A 17,746-nucleotide genomic window follows, 5' to 3' on the forward strand; every position below is an offset into this window, starting at 1 on the left:
TGGCCGCTATGCCGGGCGCTGAGTACACGCGCGACGGGCGACGATTTAATTAACATGAGAACCCACACGACGCCATGAGCGACGACAACTCACACAGTAGTGACACAGTAAACAGCAAAAAGGGATTCTTCTCCCTGTTACTCAGCCAGCTCTTTCACGGAGAACCCAAAAACCGTGATGAACTGCTGGCGCTGATCCGTGATTCCGGGCAAAACGACCTTATCGACGAAGATACGCGCGATATGCTCGAAGGGGTAATGGATATCGCCGACCAGCGCGTCCGCGACATAATGATCCCCCGCTCGCAGATGATTACCCTAAAACGCAACCAGACCCTGGACGAGTGCCTCGATGTCATCATCGAATCCGCCCACTCGCGTTTCCCGGTGATCAGCGAAGACAAAGATCACATCGAAGGGATTCTGATGGCCAAAGATCTGCTGCCGTTTATGCGCAGCAATTCCGAAGCCTTCAGCATGGAACAAGTGTTACGCCCGGCGGTTGTCGTGCCTGAAAGCAAGCGGGTTGACCGCATGCTGAAAGAGTTCCGCTCCCAGCGTTATCATATGGCTATCGTTATCGATGAGTTTGGCGGCGTCTCCGGTCTGGTGACCATTGAAGACATCCTTGAGCTTATCGTCGGTGAAATCGAAGACGAATACGATGAAGAAGAAGATATCGATTTTCGTCAGCTGAGCCGCCACACCTGGACGGTCCGCGCGCTGGCCTCGATTGAAGACTTCAACGAAGCCTACGGCACCCACTTCAGCGATGAAGAAGTTGATACCATTGGCGGACTGGTGATGCAGGCCTTTGGCCATCTGCCGGCTCGCGGCGAGTCTATCGACATTGATGGTTACCAATTCAAGGTCGCAATGGCTGATAGCCGACGTATTATCCAGGTACATGTCAAACTTCCTGACGACGCACCGCAGCCGAAGCTGGAAGACTAATCACACGGGACGATTAACCTAAATGGTATTTGCCTCTCTTCTCGAACGCCAGCGCGTACGTCTGCTGCTGGCGCTATTATTCGGAGCCAGCGGAACGCTGGCTTTTTCTCCTTATGACATCTGGCCCGCGGCGATTATTTCGCTCATCGGCCTGCAGGGCTTAACCCTTAACCGTCGTCCTTTACAGAGCGCCTGGATTGGTTTCTTCTGGGGCATGGGGCTGTTCGGCTCGGGGATTAACTGGGTTTACGTCAGCATCGCGCAGTTTGGCGGCATGCCTGGCCCGGTCAACGTATTCCTCGTGGTGCTGCTGGCAGCGTATATGTCGCTGTACACCGGCCTGTTCGCCGGCCTGCTCTCCCGCCTGTGGCCTAAAACCAGCTGGCTGCGCGTCGCCATCGCCGCGCCGGTAGTCTGGCAAATCACCGAGTTTCTGCGCGGCTGGGTGCTGACCGGCTTCCCGTGGCTGCAGTTCGGCTACAGCCAGATTGACGGCCCGCTGAAGGGCTTAGCCCCGATCGCGGGCGTCGAGGCGATTAACTTCCTGCTGATGGTCGTCAGCGGTCTGCTGGTGCTGGCCGCCGTCGAGCGCCGCTGGAAACCGCTGATTATCGCCGCGGTGCTCTTCGCCCTGCCCTTCCCGCTGCGCTACATTCAGTGGTATCAGCTGCTGCCCGAGCGCGCGACCGAAGTGTCGCTGGTGCAGGGGGATATTCCGCAGGCCCTGAAGTGGGATGAAAAGCAGCTGTTCAACACGCTGAAGACCTATATGGATCTGACCCAGCCGCATATGGGCTCATCCCAGCTGATTATCTGGCCTGAATCCGCCATTCCGGATCTGGAGATCAATCAGCAGAATTTCCTCACTATGATGGATGACCTGCTGCGGTCGAAAAACAGTTCGCTGGTCACCGGCATCGTCGATGCCCGACTGAACAAGCAGAACCGATACGACACCTACAACACCATCATTACGCTGGGCAAGGATAACCCTTACAGCTACGACTCCACGGATCGCTATAACAAGAACCATCTGGTTCCGTTTGGCGAGTTTGTACCGCTGGAATCGATTCTGCGCCCGCTGGCACCGTTCTTCGATCTGCCGATGTCCTCCTTTAGCCGCGGCCCGTACGTTCAGCCGCAGCTGGTGGCGCATAACCTGAAGCTAACGGCCGCTATCTGCTACGAGATAATCCTCGGCGAGCAGGTGCGCGATAATTTCCGCCCGGATACCGACTTCCTGCTGACCATCTCCAACGACGCCTGGTTTGGCAAGTCGATAGGCCCGTGGCAGCACTTCCAGATGGCGCGCATGCGCGCGCTGGAGCTGGCGCGTCCGCTGCTGCGCAGCACCAATAACGGCATTACCGCCGTCATTGGCCCACGGGGTGAAATTCAGGACATGATCCCGCAGTTCACCCGCGCCGTGCTCACCACTAAGGTCACTCCGACGACGGGCCTGACGCCGTACGCCCGTACCGGCAACTGGCCGCTGTGGGCGCTGACCGCGCTGTTTGGCTTTGGCGCCCTGCTGATGAGCCTGCGTCAGCGCCGCCGCTAATCCCTGCTTAGCGGATACTCTCCGCCCGCCCCGGTGATGCCCGTCACCGGGGAATTCTCCCTTCCCGCCCAATCTGGCACGCCCATTGCTTAATATACCTACGTCGCGCCGCTATGGCTGCTGGTACAACCGGGTTGCACCACAGGCAGACCAGCCGCGCGCTATTTTGGTGCAATGAGCGATTTTTGCCTTTAAATGGTGCGGAGCACTTCGCAAAAATAAACAATATCACAGCAAAATCTTTACATTAAGCCAAACTAAATGCTAACAAACACATACAAACGCTGCACTTAAAGGCGGCAGCGATAATAAAGCTCACACACAATCACAATGGGCATCAATGGCGTCCCTGGCGCTGCGGATAAGGAGTTGGATATGCAATTACGTAAACTGGCCACAGCAATGCTGGTCATGGGTATGACCGCCGGCCTGGCGCACGCGGAAGATGCCGCACCGGCTACAGGCCAGAGCACTCTGGATAAAATTGCCAAAAACGGCGTAATCGTGGTTGGCCATCGTGAATCATCCGTACCGTTCTCCTACTACGATAACCAGCAGCAGGTCGTCGGCTACTCGCAGGATTACTCCAACGCCATCGTCGATGCTATCAAGAAGAAGCTGAACAAACCTGACCTGCAGGTAAAACTGATTCCTGTCACCTCGCAGAACCGTATTCCGCTGCTGCAAAACGGCACCTACGATTTCGAATGCGGCTCCACCACCAACAACCTGGAGCGGCAGAAACAGGCGGCTTTCTCTGACACCATTTTTGTCGTCGGCACCCGCCTGCTGGCGAAAAAGGGCGGCGCGATCAAAGACTTTGCTGACCTGAAAGATAAAGCCGTGGTGGTGACTTCCGGGACTACCTCAGAAATTCTGCTGCACAAGCTGAACGACGAGAAAAAAATGAATATGCGCATCATCAGCGCTAAAGATCACGGCGACTCCTTCCGTACTCTGGAAAGCGGCCGCGCGGTGGCCTTTATGATGGATGACGCGCTGCTGGCCGGCGAACGTGCCAAGGCCAAGAAGCCGGACAACTGGGAAATCATCGGCACGCCGCAGTCCAAAGAAGCCTACGGCTGTATGCTGCGTAAGGATGACCCGCAGTTCAAAACCCTGGTAGACGACACCGTTGCCAAGGCGCAGACCTCTGGCGAAGCGGCAAAATGGTTCGACAAGTGGTTCAAAAACCCCATCCCGCCGAAGAACCTGAATATGAACTTCGAACTCTCTGAAGATATGAAGGCGCTGTTCAAATCACCGAATGACAAGGCTCTTAACTAATTAAAAGAACAAGGGGCGGGAAATCCTGCCCTCCCGATTGTTGTCACAGCACGGACAGACTATACGGTGGCTGGTCGTTCCCCAGCCGCCGCGAACACCGAAGTACGCTGGGCAAGGATCTTCGAGGGTAGCGCTGCTACCCTTTTTTTTCCAGGAGTCATTTATGTCAATAGACTGGAACTGGGGGATATTCCTGCAACAGGCCCCGTTCGGCAATACCACCTATCTGGGCTGGCTATGGAGCGGCTTTCAGGTCACCGTCGCTCTGTCGGTTACCGCCTGGATCATCGCTTTTCTCGTCGGCTCGCTATTCGGTATTTTACGTACCGCCCCGAATCGACTGCTCTCCAGCATCGGTACCTGCTACGTCGAACTGTTCCGTAACGTTCCGCTGATCGTGCAGTTCTTTACCTGGTACCTGGTGGTGCCGGAGCTGCTGCCGGAAAATATCGGCATGTGGTTTAAATCCGAGCTGGATCCCAATATTCAGTTCTTTATCTCCTCCATGCTCTGCCTCGGGCTGTTTACCGCCGCACGCGTGTGTGAGCAGGTACGTGCGGCGATCCAGTCGCTGCCGCGCGGGCAGAAAAACGCCGGGCTGGCAATGGGCCTCACCCTGCCGCAAACCTACCGCTACGTTCTGCTGCCCAACGCCTATCGGGTTATCGTCCCGCCGATGACGTCGGAAATGATGAACCTGGTAAAAAACTCGGCCATTGCCTCCACCATCGGGCTGGCTGACATGGCGGCGCAGGCGGGCAAGCTGCTGGACTACTCCGCCCACGCCTGGGAGTCGTTTACCGCCATTACCCTCGCCTATGTGTTCATTAACGCGGTGATTATGCTGATTATGTATGTGGTTGAGCGCAAAGTTCGCCTGCCGGGCAATTTGGGGGGCAAATAGCTATGTATGATTTTGACTGGAGTTCTATCGTTCCGTCCATGCCGTATCTGCTGGCGGGACTGGTTATCACCCTGAAAATCACCGTTATCGCCATCGTTATCGGTATCGTCTGGGGCACCCTGCTGGCGGTCATGCGTCTGTCGAGCTTTTTACCGCTGGCGTGGTTTGCCAAAACCTACGTCAACGTCTTCCGCTCCATCCCGCTGGTGATGGTGCTGCTGTGGTTTTATCTGATTGTTCCCGGCTTTTTACAGAACGTGCTTGGCCTGTCGCCGAAGACCGATATCCGGCTAATCTCGGCCATGATTGCGTTCTCCATGTTTGAAGCAGCGTACTATTCGGAAATTATCCGCGCCGGCATCCAGAGTATCTCCCGCGGCCAGTCCAGCGCCGCGCTGGCGCTGGGGATGACCCACTGGCAGTCGATGAAGCTGATTATCCTGCCGCAGGCCTTTCGCGCGATGGTGCCGCTGCTGTTAACCCAGGGGATCGTCCTGTTCCAGGATACCTCGCTGGTCTATGTTCTGAGCCTGGCAGATTTCTTCCGCACCGCGTCCACTATCGGCGAGCGTGACGGAACCCAGGTCGAAATGATCCTGTTCGCAGGTGCCGTTTATTTTGCAATTAGTCTCAGCGCATCGCTGTTGGTCAGCTGGTTGAAGAAAAGGACTGTGTAATGATTACCCTGAAAAACGTTTCAAAATGGTATGGTCACTTTCAGGTGCTGACCGACTGCTCCACGGAAGTGAAAAAAGGCGAAGTGGTGGTGGTTTGCGGGCCGTCAGGCTCGGGAAAATCGACGCTGATTAAAACCGTTAACGGCCTCGAGCCGATTCAACAGGGCGAGATAACCGTTGACGGCACCAGGGTGAACGATAAAAAGACCAACCTCGCGAAGCTGCGCTCCCGCGTCGGGATGGTCTTCCAGCACTTCGAGCTGTTTCCGCATCTGTCGATTATCGACAACCTGACGCTGGCGCAGGTAAAAGTGCTCAACCGCGATAAAGCCGCTTCCCGCGCCAAAGGCCTGAAGCTACTGGAGCGCGTGGGGCTTTCCGCCCATGCGGAAAAATATCCGGCGCAGCTTTCAGGCGGCCAGCAGCAGCGCGTCGCCATCGCCCGCGCGCTGTGCATGGACCCGATTGCCATGCTGTTTGACGAACCAACTTCGGCGCTGGATCCGGAGATGATCAACGAAGTGCTCGACGTCATGGTCGAACTGGCAAACGAAGGCATGACCATGATGGTCGTCACCCACGAAATGGGCTTCGCGCGCAAGGTCGCCAACCGGGTTATCTTTATGGATGAAGGGAAAATCGTCGAAGATGCTGACAAGGAAGCATTTTTCGCCAACCCTCAGTCCGATCGCGCCAAAGACTTCCTCGCCAAAATCCTCCACTAACGGTCAGGCGCGCACGGGATCTCGTGCGCGCTGCTTACGGCGATACTCACGCGGAATATCAAGGTTCAAACGGCCGGCGCTGGAACTGATCGTGGCCGCACTTCGGGCAGCGCGGCAGCACGTCCGGAGTGTAAACCGCCAGATGGTGGTGGCACTTCTCGCACACCAGATTGCCCAGCCCGACGACCTCGCCGCTCTGGTACACGCCGTGGTGATTCAGGTCCTGAAACACCTCGCGCCACTCCAGCTGGGTTTTATCGGTAATATCGGCCAGCTCCTGCCACAGGCTCTCCTTTATAACCCGCATGAATACGCTGTCCGTTAGCTCATCATGGCTCTCTTCATAGCTGCGGGCGAACTCTTCCAGATCGCGCCTTACCGCCTTAGTCAGCGTCTCAACTTCGCGATGCGTTAACTCACCGGACTGGCTGATTCTCACCCGCGCCTGCTCCACCAGCGCGTCTATATCACGCTCTCCACTGCGTAACCGTTCGCTGAGCGTTGACACCAGCTCGCGGTAGAATTGAGCAACCTTGTTCATCATTTCGCCTCCTGTGTGGTTAACTTATTCTAATAATAGACGTTATCTGTCGGTTGCTTTGCCATTCAGGCCACAGAGTCGCTAAATATTCTGCGCCGCTTTTGCCGATGTTAATGTGCGAAAGGCTGTTTTGACGTGGGCGTTTGGGCTATGCTATGCCGATCTGAGATAACACATCCATTGGCTACATTTGTAGCTGTATTGAAAACAGGACCACTGGCTGCCATGCAAGAGCAATACCGCCCGGAAGAGATAGAATCGAAAGTCCAGCTTCACTGGGACGATAATCGTACATTTGAAGTCACTGAAGACGAGAGCAAAGAGAAGTACTACTGCCTGTCGATGCTACCTTATCCTTCTGGCCGACTACACATGGGCCACGTGCGTAACTACACCATCGGCGATGTGATTGCCCGCTACCAGCGTATGCTCGGTAAAAACGTCCTGCAGCCTATCGGCTGGGATGCGTTCGGCCTGCCTGCAGAAGGCGCGGCGGTGAAAAACAATACGGCGCCGGCGCCGTGGACCTATGACAACATCGCCTACATGAAAAACCAGCTGAAAAAGCTGGGCTTCGGCTACGACTGGAGCCGTGAAGTGGCGACCTGCACCCCGGAATACTACCGCTGGGAGCAGAAGTTCTTCACCGAACTGTATAAAAAAAGCCTGGTATATAAGAAAACCTCCGCGGTGAACTGGTGCCCTAACGACCAGACCGTGCTCGCCAACGAACAGGTTATCGACGGCTGCTGCTGGCGCTGCGATACCAAAGTTGAGCGTAAAGAGATCCCGCAGTGGTTTATCAAAATTACCGCCTACGCCGACGAACTGCTGAGAGATCTGGATAATCTGGATCACTGGCCGGATACCGTCAAGACCATGCAGCGCAACTGGATCGGCCGTTCTGAAGGGGTCGAAATCTCCTTCAACGTCAACGACTACGCCGATAAGCTGACCGTCTACACCACGCGTCCTGATACCTTCATGGGCTGCTCCTACCTGGCCGTAGCCGCGGGTCACCCGCTGGCGCAGCAGGCGGCGGCCAATAACCCGGCGCTGGCTGCATTTATCGACGAATGCCGCAACACCAAAGTCGCAGAAGCTGAAATGGCGACGATGGAGAAAAAAGGCGTCGACACCGGCTTTAAAGCCATCCATCCGCTGACCGGCGAAGCTATTCCGGTATGGGCGGCCAACTTCGTGCTGATGGAGTACGGTACCGGCGCGGTGATGGCGGTTCCAGGCCACGACCAGCGCGACTATGAGTTTGCCACAAAATATGGCCTCAACATCAAGCCGGTTATCCTCGCGGCAGACGGCTCTGAGCCCGATCTCTCCGAGCAGGCGCTGACGGAAAAAGGCGTGCTGTTCAACTCCGGCGAATTCAGCGGGCTGAGCTTTGAAGCGGGCTTCAACGCCATCGCCGACAAGCTGGCGGCGATGGGCGTCGGCGAGCGTAAGGTAAACTACCGTCTGCGCGACTGGGGCGTATCCCGTCAGCGCTACTGGGGCGCACCAATCCCGATGGTCACCCTGGAAGACGGCACGGTCATGCCGACGCCGGAAGATCAGCTGCCGGTTATCCTGCCTGAAGACGTGGTCATGGACGGCATCACCAGCCCGATTAAGGCCGACCCTGAGTGGGCTAAAACCACCGTCAACGGCCAGCCTGCGCTGCGTGAAACAGACACCTTTGATACCTTTATGGAATCCTCCTGGTACTACGCGCGCTACACCTGCCCGCAGTACGACCAGGGCATGCTGGATCCGGAAGCGGCGAACTACTGGCTGCCGGTTGATATCTATATCGGCGGCATCGAACACGCGATCATGCACCTGCTGTACTTCCGCTTCTTCCACAAGCTGATGCGCGACGCGGGCATGGTTAACTCTGACGAGCCGGCTAAGCAGCTGCTGTGTCAGGGGATGGTTCTGGCGGACGCGTTCTACTACGTCGGCGAAAACGGCGAGCGTAACTGGGTCTCCCCGGTTGATGCTACCGTCGAGCGCGACGAGAAAGGCCGTATCGTTAAAGCCTTCGATCCGCAGGGCCGCGAGCTGGTGTATACCGGCATGAGCAAAATGTCCAAGTCGAAAAACAACGGCATCGACCCGCAGGTGATGGTTGAGCGCTACGGCGCGGATACCGTGCGTCTGTTCATGATGTTCGCCTCTCCGGCAGATATGACTCTCGAATGGCAGGAGTCCGGCGTTGAAGGGGCAAACCGTTTCCTGAAGCGCGTCTGGAAGCTGGTCTACGAGCACACGACTCAGGGCCCGGCCATTGCCCTCGACGCTGCCAGCCTGAGCGAAGATCAGCAGGCGCTGCGCCGCGACGTGCACAAAACCATCGCGAAAGTGACCGATGATATCGGCCGCCGTCAGACCTTCAACACCGCGATCGCGGCGATCATGGAGCTGATGAACAAGCTGGCGAAAGCTCCGCAGGAAGGCGAGCAGGATCGCGCGCTGATGCGTGAAGCGCTGCTGGCGGTCGTGCGTATGCTCAACCCGTTCACCCCGCACGCGAGCTTCACCTTATGGCAGGAGCTGGGCGGCGAAGGCGATATCGACAGCGCACCGTGGCCGGTCGCCGACGAGAGCGCCATGGTTGAAAATACTACCCTGGTTGTCGTCCAGGTTAATGGTAAGGTTCGTGGTAAAATTACCGTACCGGTCGATGCCACCGAAGATCAGGTCCGTGCCCGCGCGGGTCAGGAACATCTGGTCGCGAAGTATCTCGACGGCGTCACCGTACGTAAAGTGATCTACGTTCCGGGCAAACTGCTCAATCTGGTCGTTGGCTAAGTGCAGGAGGAAGCGTGCGATATCTGGCAACATTGTTGTTATCTCTGGCGGTGTTAATCACCGCCGGATGCGGCTGGCACCTGCGCAGTACTACCCAGGTCCCAACCGCCATGAAAACCATGATCTTCCAGTCGGGCGATCCAAACGGGCCGCTGAGCCGTTCGGTGCGTAACCAGCTGCGCCTGAACGGGGTTGAACTGATCGATGGCAGCACGCTGCGTAAGGATGTTCCTTCTCTGCGTCTGGAATCATCGTCTATTCAGAAAGATACGGCCTCCATTTTCCAGGACGGACGTACCGCTGAGTACCAGATGGTGATGACGGTTCACGCCAGCGTGCTGATCCCGGGTCATGATATCTATCCGATCACGACGAAAGTCTACCGCTCGTTCTTCGATAACCCGCAGGCGGCGTTAGCGAAAGATGCCGAGCAGGATATGATTATCCAGGAGATGTACGACAAAGCGGCAGAGCAGCTGATTCGTAAGCTGCCAAGCGTTCACGTTGCGGATGTCGAAGCCACCAAAGGCGAGGAGAAGCCGGTCACGACGCCCCCCGCCTCCTCCACCTCCGGTGGTCGCGTCTCCACCACGCTGGGTAACTGATGATTCGGTTGTACCCGGAACAGCTCCGCACGCAGCTCAATGAAGGGCTGCGCGCGGCTTATTTACTGCTGGGTAGCGATCCTCTGCTGCTGCAGGAAAGTCAGGATGCAATTCGCGAAGCCGCTGCCGTTCAGGGCTTTATCGAACACCATACCGCGACGATTGATGCCAGCACCGACTGGCACGCTCTCTTCTCGCTGAGTCAGGCAATGAGCCTGTTCTCCAGCCGCCAAACGCTGCTCCTGATCCTGCCTGAAAATGGCCCCAATGCGGCCATTAACGAACAGCTGGCAACCCTTATCGGCATGCTGCATGACGATTTGCTGCTGATTGTGCGCGGCAATAAGTTGACCAAAGCGCAGGAGAATGCCGCGTGGGTCACCGCGCTCGCCAGCCGCGCGGTGCAGGTTAGTTGTCAGACGCCGGAATATGCCCAGCTGCCGCGCTGGCTCGCCGCGCGTGCTAAGCAAAACAACCTGCAGCTTGACGACGCGGCCAGCCAGCTGCTGTGCTACTGCTACGAAGGCAACCTGCTGGCGCTGTCGCAGGCGCTGGAGCGGCTCTCCCTGCTATGGCCGGACGGCAAGCTCACGCTGCCGCGCGTAGAGCAGGCGGTTAACGATGCCGCCCACTTTACGCCGTATCACTGGGTCGATGCGCTGCTGGCAGGCAAAAGCAAGCGCGTGCTGCATATTCTGCAGCAGCTGCGCCTGGAGGGGAGCGAACCCGCAATCCTTCTACGCACGCTGCAGCGAGAGCTGCTGCTGCTGGTGAACCTGAAGCGCCAGTCGGCCCATACGCCGCTGCGCTCGCTGTTCGATAAGCATCGCGTGTGGCAAAACCGCCGGCCGCTGTTAACCGACGCGCTCACCCGCCTCGGCGGCGATCAGCTGCGTCAGGCCGTTACCCTGCTTACCCGAGCGGAGCTCACCTTCAAGCAGGATTACGGAACCAGCATCTGGCCCGAATTAGAGAGCCTCTCTTTACTGCTCTGCCACAAAGCGCTGGCGGACGTGTTTATCGATGGTTGATATGACTCAGCTGCAGGCAATGTACGGCGGTACCTTCGATCCGGTGCATTACGGTCACCTCAAACCGGTCGAAATTCTGGCGAATCAGATAGGTCTGGGAAAAGTGATTATCGTTCCTAACAACGTGCCGCCGCATCGTCCCCAACCTGAGGCAACCAGCGCCCAGCGCTGGCATATGCTGGAACTGGCTATCGCGGATAAGCCGCTGTTCGTGCTCGACGATCGCGAGCTGCAGCGCCAGACGCCGTCCTGGTCGGCGCAAACGCTGCAGGAGTGGCGCCGGGAGCAGGGGCCAAAGCCGTCGCTCTCATTTATCATCGGCCAGGACTCTTTGCTCACCTTCCCCACCTGGCACAACTACGCCAGCATTCTGGATAACGTGCACCTGATCGTCTGCCGACGTCCGGGCTATCCGCTGGTGATGCCGCGCCCGGAGGACCAGCAGTGGCTCGATAAGCATTTAACCCACGATGTCGAGCAACTGCACCGCCGCCCCGCCGGGGCTATCTATCTGGCTGAAACGCCGTGGTTTGATATTTCGGCCACCCTCATTCGCCAGCGCCTTGAACGCGGCGAATCCTGTGCCGATATGCTGCCGGCGACCGTCCTGGACTACATTCATCAGCAAAAGCTTTATGGCTAACCCTCGGCGCTGCCGGGTAATTTAGCGTCTCCCCTTTCGGCTCAGTGAGGATAATCATGAGATTATGGTTAGTTCGTCATGGCGAAACCCAGGCTAACGCAGCCGGTCTGTACAGCGGACGCGCGCCCACTCCCCTCACCGAACGCGGCGAAGCTCAGGCCCTCCGGCTTGGTCAGCAGCTGCAGGCGGTGGCGTTTGACCGCGTTCTTTGCAGCGAGCTCGAGCGCACCCAGCGTACCGCCGACCTGCTGCTGGGCGATCGGGCGCTCCCCCGCGAGCTTATCCCCGACCTCAATGAGATGTTCTTCGGCGACTGGGAAATGCGCCACCATCGTGATTTGCAGCATGAAGATGCGGAAAACTATGCCGCCTGGTGCGCGGACTGGCAGAACGCGGCGCCCACCAACGGCGAAAGTTTTCAGAATTTTGCCCGGCGGGTCGCGGCATTTAGCGAGGCGCTGGCGCAGTATCAGCATCTTGACCATCTGCTCATCGTCGGCCATCAGGGAGCGCTTAGCCTGTTAACCGCCCTGCTGCTGGAGATGCCGGCGGCGGCGATGTGGCGTTTCCCCATCGAACACGGCGCGTGGAGCATGCTCGATCTGCGCGCAGATTTCGCCACGCTGCGGGTACTAAATAGCCGGGCCGTCTGGCGGGCAGAAGAAGAATTCAGTCCAGACCATTGACAGGTCGGAGCAGGCTGCTATTCTCCGCAGCCTGAAGGTATCCGCCATACAGATGTTTTACAAAAATGGCGATGCAATCAACGGCGATGGATGGGATGATAGCCGCCTCCAACGCCGGTTGGCAGACATTTATCCCGACTTTTTTATGAGTTCAGGTATACTGCCAGGCTGTTTATTATTTTCACTCTTCACTCACCCAGGGGGAACTCTTGCAGGGTAAAGCACTCCAGGATTTTGTTATCGACAAAATTGATGACCTGAAAGGTCAGGACATCGTAGCCATTGACGTTCATGGCAAATCCAGCATTACAGATTGCATGATTATTTGCACCGGCACGTCTACGCGCCACGTAATGTCCATCGCCGACCACGTGGTACAAGAGTCTCGCGCCGCCGGCATGCTGCCGCTGGGCGTAGAAGGTGAAAGCGCCGCCGACTGGATTGTTGTCGATCTTGGCGACGTCATGGTTCACGTCATGCAGGAAGAGAGCCGTCGTCTTTACGAGCTGGAAAAACTCTGGAGTTAATGCGTGAAGCTGCAGCTGGTGGCCGTTGGCACCAAAATGCCGGACTGGGTTCAGACCGGCTTTAGTGAATATCTGCGTCGTTTTCCAAAAGATATGCCGTTCGAGCTGTTGGAAATCCCCGCCGGTAAGCGCGGTAAAAATGCCGATATCAAGCGTATCCTCGAAAAAGAGGGGGAGATGATGCTGGCAGCCGCGGGTAAAAACCGCATCGTGACCCTGGATATTCCGGGGAAACCCTGGGATACGCCGCAGGTGGCGCGTGAGCTGGAGCGCTGGAAGCAAGATGGCCGCGACGTCAGCCTGCTGATCGGCGGCCCGGAGGGGCTTTCTCCGGCGTGTAAAGCCGCGGCGGAACAGAGCTGGTCGCTCTCCACCCTGACCTTGCCTCACCCGCTGGTACGCGTACTGGTTGCGGAGAGCCTGTATCGGGCGTGGAGTATTACAACCAACCACCCTTACCACCGTGAATAATGATGACCAGGGTAGACTAAGCAGCGAATGAAATTACAGAATTCTTTCCGCGACTATACGGCTGAATCCTCGCTGTTTGTGCGCCGGGCGCTGGTCGCTTTTTTGGGGATTTTGCTGCTTACCGGCATACTGGTTGCCAATCTTTATAACGTGCAGATAGTTCGTTACACGGACTACCAGACGCGCTCGAACGAAAACCGCATCAAGCTGGTTCCCATCCCGCCAAGTCGCGGCATTATCTATGACCGTAACGGCACGCCGCTGGCGCTGAACCGCACCATCTATCAGCTGGAAATGATGCCGGAGAAGGTCGATAACGTGCAGCAGACGCTGGACGCGCTGCGTGACGTCATTGATCTCACGGATGATGACATTGCTGGTTTTAAAAAGGAGCGCTCGCGTTCCCACCGCTTCACCTCTATTCCGGTCAAAGTTAACCTGACCGAAGTGCAGGTTGCCCGCTTCGCGGTCAATCAGTACCGCTTTCCCGGCGTCGAAGTGAAAGGCTATAAGCGCCGCTACTATCCCTACAACTCCGCCCTCACCCACGTTATCGGCTATGTCTCAAAAATTAACGATAAAGACGTCGATCGCCTGGATAAAGAGGGCAAGCTGGCTAACTACGCTTCAACCCACGATATCGGCAAGCTGGGTATCGAACGCTACTATGAAGACGTCCTGCACGGGCAGACCGGCTACGAGGAGGTCGAGGTCAACAACCGCGGCCGCGTCATTCGTCAGCTCAAAGAGGTGCCGCCGCAGGCCGGGCGCGATATCTATTTAACCCTCGATCTCAAGCTGCAGCAGTATATTGAAACGCTGCTGGCCGGCAGCCGCGCCGCGGTGGTGGTTACCGACCCGCGCACCGGCAGCGTTCTGGCGCTGGTTTCCACCCCGAGCTACGATCCGAACCTGTTCGTCGACGGGATCTCCAGCAAGGACTACTCCGGGCTGCTCAACGATCCGAATACGCCGCTGGTCAACCGCGCCACGCAGGGGGTCTATCCGCCGGCCTCGACGGTGAAACCTTACGTTGCCGTCTCGGCGCTGAGCGCCAACGTCATCACCCGCAATACCAGCCTGTTCGATCCCGGCTGGTGGCAGCTGCCCGGTTCAGATAAACGCTATCGCGACTGGAAAAAATGGGGCCACGGTCACCTGAACGTGACCAAAGCGCTGGAAGAGTCTGCGGATACCTATTTCTATCAGGTTGCCTATGATATGGGCATCGACCGCCTGTCGGAATGGATGAATAAATTCGGCTATGGCCACTATACCGGCATCGATCTATCGGAAGAGCGCTCCGGGAATATGCCCACCCGTGAATGGAAGCTGAAGCGCTTTAAAAAGCCCTGGTATCAGGGGGACACCATTCCGGTCGGTATCGGCCAGGGCTACTGGACCGCAACGCCGATTCAGATGAACAAGGCGCTGATGATCCTGATTAACGACGGCGTGGTAAAAGTGCCCCATCTGCTGCAAAGCACCGTCGAAGACGGCAAGCAGGTACCCTGGGTTCAGCCGCACGAGCCGCCGGTGGGCGATATTCACTCCGGCTTCTGGGAGATAGCCAAAGACGGAATGTTCGGCGTGGCCAACCGCGGCAACGGTACCGCGCATAAGTACTTCGCCAGCGCGCCTTATAAAATCGCGGCGAAATCCGGTACGGCACAGGTATTCGGCCTGAAGGCCAATGAAACCTATAACGCGCACAGAATCGCTGAGCGCCTGCGTGACCACAAACTCATGACGGCGTTTGCTCCTTACAACAACCCCCAGGTTGCCGTGGCGATCATTCTCGAGAACGGCGGCGCAGGCCCGGCGGTCGGGACGATTATGCGCCAGATTCTCGATCACATTATGCTGGGTGATAACAATACGAATCTGCCGAGTGAAAATCCGGCGGTGACGGCGGGGGAGGATCAATAATGACCGATAATCCAAACAAAAAATCGCTGTGGGATAAAATCCATCTCGATCCCACCATGGTGCTGATACTGCTGGCGCTGCTGACCTATAGCGCGCTGGTTATCTGGAGCGCGAGCGGCCAGGATATCGGGATGATGGAACGTAAAATTGGCCAGATCGCGATGGGTATCGTGATTATGATCGTCATGGCGCAAATCCCGCCGCGCGTGTATGAAGGCTGGGCGCCCTATCTCTATATCTTCTGTATTATTTTACTGGTGGCGGTGGATGCCTTCGGCGCTATCTCGAAAGGCGCCCAGCGCTGGCTGGATCTCGGCATCGTCCGTTTCCAGCCCTCGGAAATTGCTAAAATCGCCGTTCCGCTGATGGTGGCGCGCTTTATTAACCGCGACGTCTGCCCGCCCTCGCTGAAAAATACCGCCATTGCGCTGGTGCTGATTTTCCTGCCGACCCTGCTGGTTGCGGCGCAGCCTGACCTTGGGACCTCAATTCTTATCGCCCTGTCCGGCCTGTTTGTGCTGTTCCTTTCCGGGCTGAGCTGGCGCCTGATCGGCGTAGCGGTGGTGCTGGTCGCGGCGTTTATCCCGATTCTGTGGTTCTTCCTGATGCACGACTACCAGCGTCAGCGCGTTATGATGCTGCTCGATCCGGAAACTGACCCGCTGGGCGCTGGCTATCACATTATCCAGTCTAAAATTGCTATTGGCTCCGGCGGACTGCGCGGGAAAGGCTGGCTACACGGCACCCAGTCGCAGCTGGAGTTTCTGCCGGAGCGCCACACCGACTTTATCTTCGCGGTGCTGGCCGAAGAGCTTGGGCTGATTGGCGTGCTGGTTCTGCTGGCGCTCTATATCCTGCTCATTATGCGCGGGCTGTGGATCGCCGCCCAGGCGCAAACCACCTTTGGCCGGGTAATGGCCGGTGGTTTAATGTTGATTTTATTCGTTTATGTCTTCGTAAATATTGGTATGGTGAGTGGTATTTTGCCAGTGGTGGGGGTACCGTTGCCGCTGGTCAGCTACGGGGGCTCAGCCCTGATCGTATTGATGGCCGGGTTTGGTATCGTAATGTCGATCCACACCCACAGAAAAATGTTGTCGAAAAGCGTTTAAGGGGTTCGCAATGCGTAAGCAATGGCTGGGGATCTGCATAGCAGCAGGGCTGCTGGCGGCATGTTCGGGTGAAGACGTTCAACAAAAAACCGTCAGCACACCGCAGCCGGCGGTTTGTAATGGCCCAAGCGTAGAAATCAGCGGCGCCGATCCGCACTATGAAGCGCCGAATCCGACGGCAAATCAGGATTACGAACGCGACGGTAAAAGCTTTAAAATCGTGCAGGATCCGTCTAATTTTACCCAGACTGGCCTGGCGGCGATTTATGATGCTGAGCCCAACAGCAACCTAACCGCATCCGGTGAGGCCTTCGATCCTACCCAGCTCACCGCTGCGCACCCTACGCTGCCGATCCCCAGCTACGCGCGTATTACCAACGTCGCTAATGGCCGCATGATCGTGGTGCGTATCAACGATCGCGGCCCGTACGGCAACGATCGCGTGATATCGCTTTCGCGCGCCTCCGCCGACCGGCTGAACACCTCGAATAATACCAAGGTGCGCATCGATCCTATTATCGTCGCGCAGGACGGTTCGCTCTCGGGTCCGGGAATGGCCTGTACCACCGTGGCGAAACAAACCTATGCCTTGCCGGCGCGTCCGGATCTGGACGGCGGTACCGGCGCCTCAACCGAGCAGCCGGTGCAAACCGACGTGCGCGCCATCAGTAACTCAACGCTGAAATCCGACGATAGCGTCGGCGCGCCGGTCAACAGCAGCGGCTTCCTCGGCGCCCCGACGCCGTTGAATAACGGCGTGCTGGAGGGCAGTGAACCCGTCGCTCAGGCCGCCGCATCAACCGCGCCGGTCACCGCGCCGGGATCAATCCAGGGCAGCGTTGCGCCAGCCGCCGCTGCGACGACTGCGGTTGCGGTTGCCGCCGCTTCTACCTCGACCTCGACCAGCGCTGCTGCCAGCGGTGACTATGTGGTACAGGTTGGCGCCGTTAGCGACCAGGCCCGCGCTCAGCAGTACCAGCAGCGCCTGAGCCAGCAGTTCTCCGTTCCCGGCCGCGTAGTGCAAAACGGCGCGGTGTGGCGTATTCAGCTGGGCCCGTTCGCCAGCAAGTCACAGGCCAGCACCGTTCAGCAGCGCCTGCAGAGCGAAGCTCAGCTGCAGTCATTTATTACTCACGCCAACTAAACGCGTCGGACCGCCGTCCGCATCGCATTGGGCATGACAAAATCGTTAACAAAGTCATGCGCAATGTCGGATGCCGGTCCGCAGAGCATTTGTTATAGTAAGGCACTTTTTTAACTCCATCACGGATGCCGTTGTTCAGACC

General features: G+C 57.4%; 17 protein-coding genes. 16 read left to right on the forward strand and 1 reads right to left on the reverse strand.

What is annotated here, in order from left to right; all coding sequences use genetic code 11:
- The first annotated feature begins 74 nt into the window (after window positions 1-74).
- The 6 genes from corC to M2416_RS04325 all read left to right on the forward strand — a co-directional run bounded on the left by corC (window position 75) and on the right by M2416_RS04325 (window position 6,107).
- Window positions 75-953, forward strand: a complete 879-nt coding sequence (corC, locus tag M2416_RS04300; protein WP_041144592.1) for a CNNM family magnesium/cobalt transport protein CorC — start codon at window positions 75-77, stop codon at window positions 951-953.
- Between the two features lie 22 nt (window positions 954-975).
- A complete protein-coding gene (gene lnt, locus M2416_RS04305) occupies window positions 976-2,514 on the forward strand; it encodes an apolipoprotein N-acyltransferase (protein WP_041144591.1) in 1,539 nt (512 codons plus the stop codon).
- Between the two features lie 375 nt (window positions 2,515-2,889).
- Entirely contained in the window at window positions 2,890-3,801 is a 912-nt protein-coding gene (locus M2416_RS04310) for an amino acid ABC transporter substrate-binding protein (protein ID WP_041144590.1), read from the forward strand.
- Window positions 3,802-3,964: 163 nt separating this feature from the next.
- Complete coding sequence (locus M2416_RS04315) at window positions 3,965-4,705, forward strand: amino acid ABC transporter permease (protein ID WP_041144589.1); 741 nt, start codon at window positions 3,965-3,967, stop codon at window positions 4,703-4,705.
- A 2-nt stretch (window positions 4,706-4,707) separates the two neighbouring features.
- Window positions 4,708-5,382: a glutamate/aspartate ABC transporter permease GltK gene (gene gltK / locus M2416_RS04320; RefSeq protein WP_041144588.1), complete on the forward strand. Its 675-nt coding sequence runs from the start codon at window positions 4,708-4,710 to the stop codon at window positions 5,380-5,382.
- Window positions 5,382-6,107: an amino acid ABC transporter ATP-binding protein gene (locus tag M2416_RS04325; protein ID WP_076944931.1), complete on the forward strand. Its 726-nt coding sequence runs from the start codon at window positions 5,382-5,384 to the stop codon at window positions 6,105-6,107. Before gltK ends, M2416_RS04325 begins: the two co-directional genes overlap by 1 nt.
- A gap of 58 nt (window positions 6,108-6,165) precedes the next feature.
- On the opposite strand, the gene M2416_RS04330 is transcribed toward M2416_RS04325, so the two are convergent.
- Window positions 6,166-6,648 carry a zinc ribbon-containing protein gene (locus M2416_RS04330; protein WP_041147547.1) on the reverse strand — a complete coding sequence of 161 codons (483 nt, stop codon included), beginning with the start codon at window positions 6,646-6,648 and terminating at the stop codon, window positions 6,166-6,168.
- A gap of 225 nt (window positions 6,649-6,873) precedes the next feature.
- Here M2416_RS04330 and leuS point away from each other — a divergent pair, with 225 nt between their 5' ends.
- The 10 genes from leuS to rlpA all read left to right on the forward strand — a co-directional run bounded on the left by leuS (window position 6,874) and on the right by rlpA (window position 17,604).
- Window positions 6,874-9,456: a leucine--tRNA ligase gene (gene leuS / locus M2416_RS04335; RefSeq protein ID WP_259222299.1), complete on the forward strand. Its 2,583-nt coding sequence runs from the start codon at window positions 6,874-6,876 to the stop codon at window positions 9,454-9,456.
- A gap of 14 nt (window positions 9,457-9,470) precedes the next feature.
- Complete coding sequence (lptE, locus tag M2416_RS04340; protein WP_237372845.1) at window positions 9,471-10,061, forward strand: LPS assembly lipoprotein LptE; 591 nt, start codon at window positions 9,471-9,473, stop codon at window positions 10,059-10,061.
- Window positions 10,061-11,092 carry a DNA polymerase III subunit delta gene (gene holA / locus M2416_RS04345; RefSeq protein WP_259222301.1) on the forward strand — a complete coding sequence of 344 codons (1,032 nt, stop codon included), beginning with the start codon at window positions 10,061-10,063 and terminating at the stop codon, window positions 11,090-11,092. The genes lptE and holA overlap by 1 nt, the downstream gene beginning before the upstream one ends.
- Window positions 11,085-11,735 (forward strand): nicotinate-nucleotide adenylyltransferase, encoded by a 651-nt coding sequence (nadD, locus tag M2416_RS04350; protein ID WP_167692051.1) that lies wholly within the window; start codon window positions 11,085-11,087, stop codon window positions 11,733-11,735. The genes holA and nadD overlap by 8 nt, the downstream gene beginning before the upstream one ends.
- Before the next feature lie 56 nt (window positions 11,736-11,791).
- A complete protein-coding gene (locus M2416_RS04355) occupies window positions 11,792-12,421 on the forward strand; it encodes an adenosylcobalamin/alpha-ribazole phosphatase (protein ID WP_259222305.1) in 630 nt (209 codons plus the stop codon).
- Window positions 12,422-12,630: 209 nt separating this feature from the next.
- The gene (gene rsfS, locus M2416_RS04360) at window positions 12,631-12,948 is read left to right on the forward strand and encodes a ribosome silencing factor (RefSeq protein WP_004859547.1); all 318 of its coding nucleotides are present in this window, start codon (window positions 12,631-12,633) and stop codon (window positions 12,946-12,948) included.
- 3 nt (window positions 12,949-12,951) lie between these two features.
- Window positions 12,952-13,419, forward strand: a complete 468-nt coding sequence (gene rlmH / locus M2416_RS04365) for a 23S rRNA (pseudouridine(1915)-N(3))-methyltransferase RlmH (protein ID WP_041144581.1) — start codon at window positions 12,952-12,954, stop codon at window positions 13,417-13,419.
- Between the two features lie 27 nt (window positions 13,420-13,446).
- Entirely contained in the window at window positions 13,447-15,348 is a 1,902-nt protein-coding gene (gene mrdA / locus M2416_RS04370; RefSeq protein ID WP_041144580.1) for a peptidoglycan DD-transpeptidase MrdA, read from the forward strand.
- Complete coding sequence (gene mrdB, locus M2416_RS04375; RefSeq protein ID WP_041144579.1) at window positions 15,348-16,460, forward strand: peptidoglycan glycosyltransferase MrdB; 1,113 nt, start codon at window positions 15,348-15,350, stop codon at window positions 16,458-16,460. The genes mrdA and mrdB overlap by 1 nt, the downstream gene beginning before the upstream one ends.
- 10 nt (window positions 16,461-16,470) lie before the next feature.
- A complete protein-coding gene (gene rlpA / locus M2416_RS04380) occupies window positions 16,471-17,604 on the forward strand; it encodes an endolytic peptidoglycan transglycosylase RlpA (RefSeq protein ID WP_259222314.1) in 1,134 nt (377 codons plus the stop codon).
- The last annotated feature ends 142 nt before the right edge of the window (window positions 17,605-17,746 follow it).

This window comes from Klebsiella sp. BIGb0132, from assembly GCF_024810075.1.
Classification (GTDB): Bacteria; Pseudomonadota; Gammaproteobacteria; order Enterobacterales; family Enterobacteriaceae; genus Klebsiella; species Klebsiella terrigena.

Bases quoted from the DNA above. Each gene is read 5' to 3' on its own strand.
- M2416_RS04330 (WP_041147547.1), bottom strand. From the start codon at position 6,648: ATGAACAAGGTTGCTCAATTCTACCGCGAGCTGGTGTCAACGCTCAGC.
- corC (WP_041144592.1), top strand. From the start codon at position 75: ATGAGCGACGACAACTCACACAGTAGTGACACAGTAAACAGCAAAAAG.
- lnt (WP_041144591.1), top strand. From the start codon at position 976: ATGGTATTTGCCTCTCTTCTCGAACGCCAGCGCGTACGTCTGCTGCTG.
- leuS (WP_259222299.1), top strand. From the start codon at position 6,874: ATGCAAGAGCAATACCGCCCGGAAGAGATAGAATCGAAAGTCCAGCTT.
- gltK (WP_041144588.1), top strand. From the start codon at position 4,708: ATGTATGATTTTGACTGGAGTTCTATCGTTCCGTCCATGCCGTATCTG.
- nadD (WP_167692051.1), top strand. From the start codon at position 11,085: ATGGTTGATATGACTCAGCTGCAGGCAATGTACGGCGGTACCTTCGAT.
- rlpA (WP_259222314.1), top strand. From the start codon at position 16,471: ATGCGTAAGCAATGGCTGGGGATCTGCATAGCAGCAGGGCTGCTGGCG.
- mrdB (WP_041144579.1), top strand. From the start codon at position 15,348: ATGACCGATAATCCAAACAAAAAATCGCTGTGGGATAAAATCCATCTC.
- M2416_RS04315 (WP_041144589.1), top strand. From the start codon at position 3,965: ATGTCAATAGACTGGAACTGGGGGATATTCCTGCAACAGGCCCCGTTC.
- mrdA (WP_041144580.1), top strand. From the start codon at position 13,447: ATGAAATTACAGAATTCTTTCCGCGACTATACGGCTGAATCCTCGCTG.
- M2416_RS04310 (WP_041144590.1), top strand. From the start codon at position 2,890: ATGCAATTACGTAAACTGGCCACAGCAATGCTGGTCATGGGTATGACC.
- M2416_RS04325 (WP_076944931.1), top strand. From the start codon at position 5,382: ATGATTACCCTGAAAAACGTTTCAAAATGGTATGGTCACTTTCAGGTG.
- holA (WP_259222301.1), top strand. From the start codon at position 10,061: ATGATTCGGTTGTACCCGGAACAGCTCCGCACGCAGCTCAATGAAGGG.
- M2416_RS04355 (WP_259222305.1), top strand. From the start codon at position 11,792: ATGAGATTATGGTTAGTTCGTCATGGCGAAACCCAGGCTAACGCAGCC.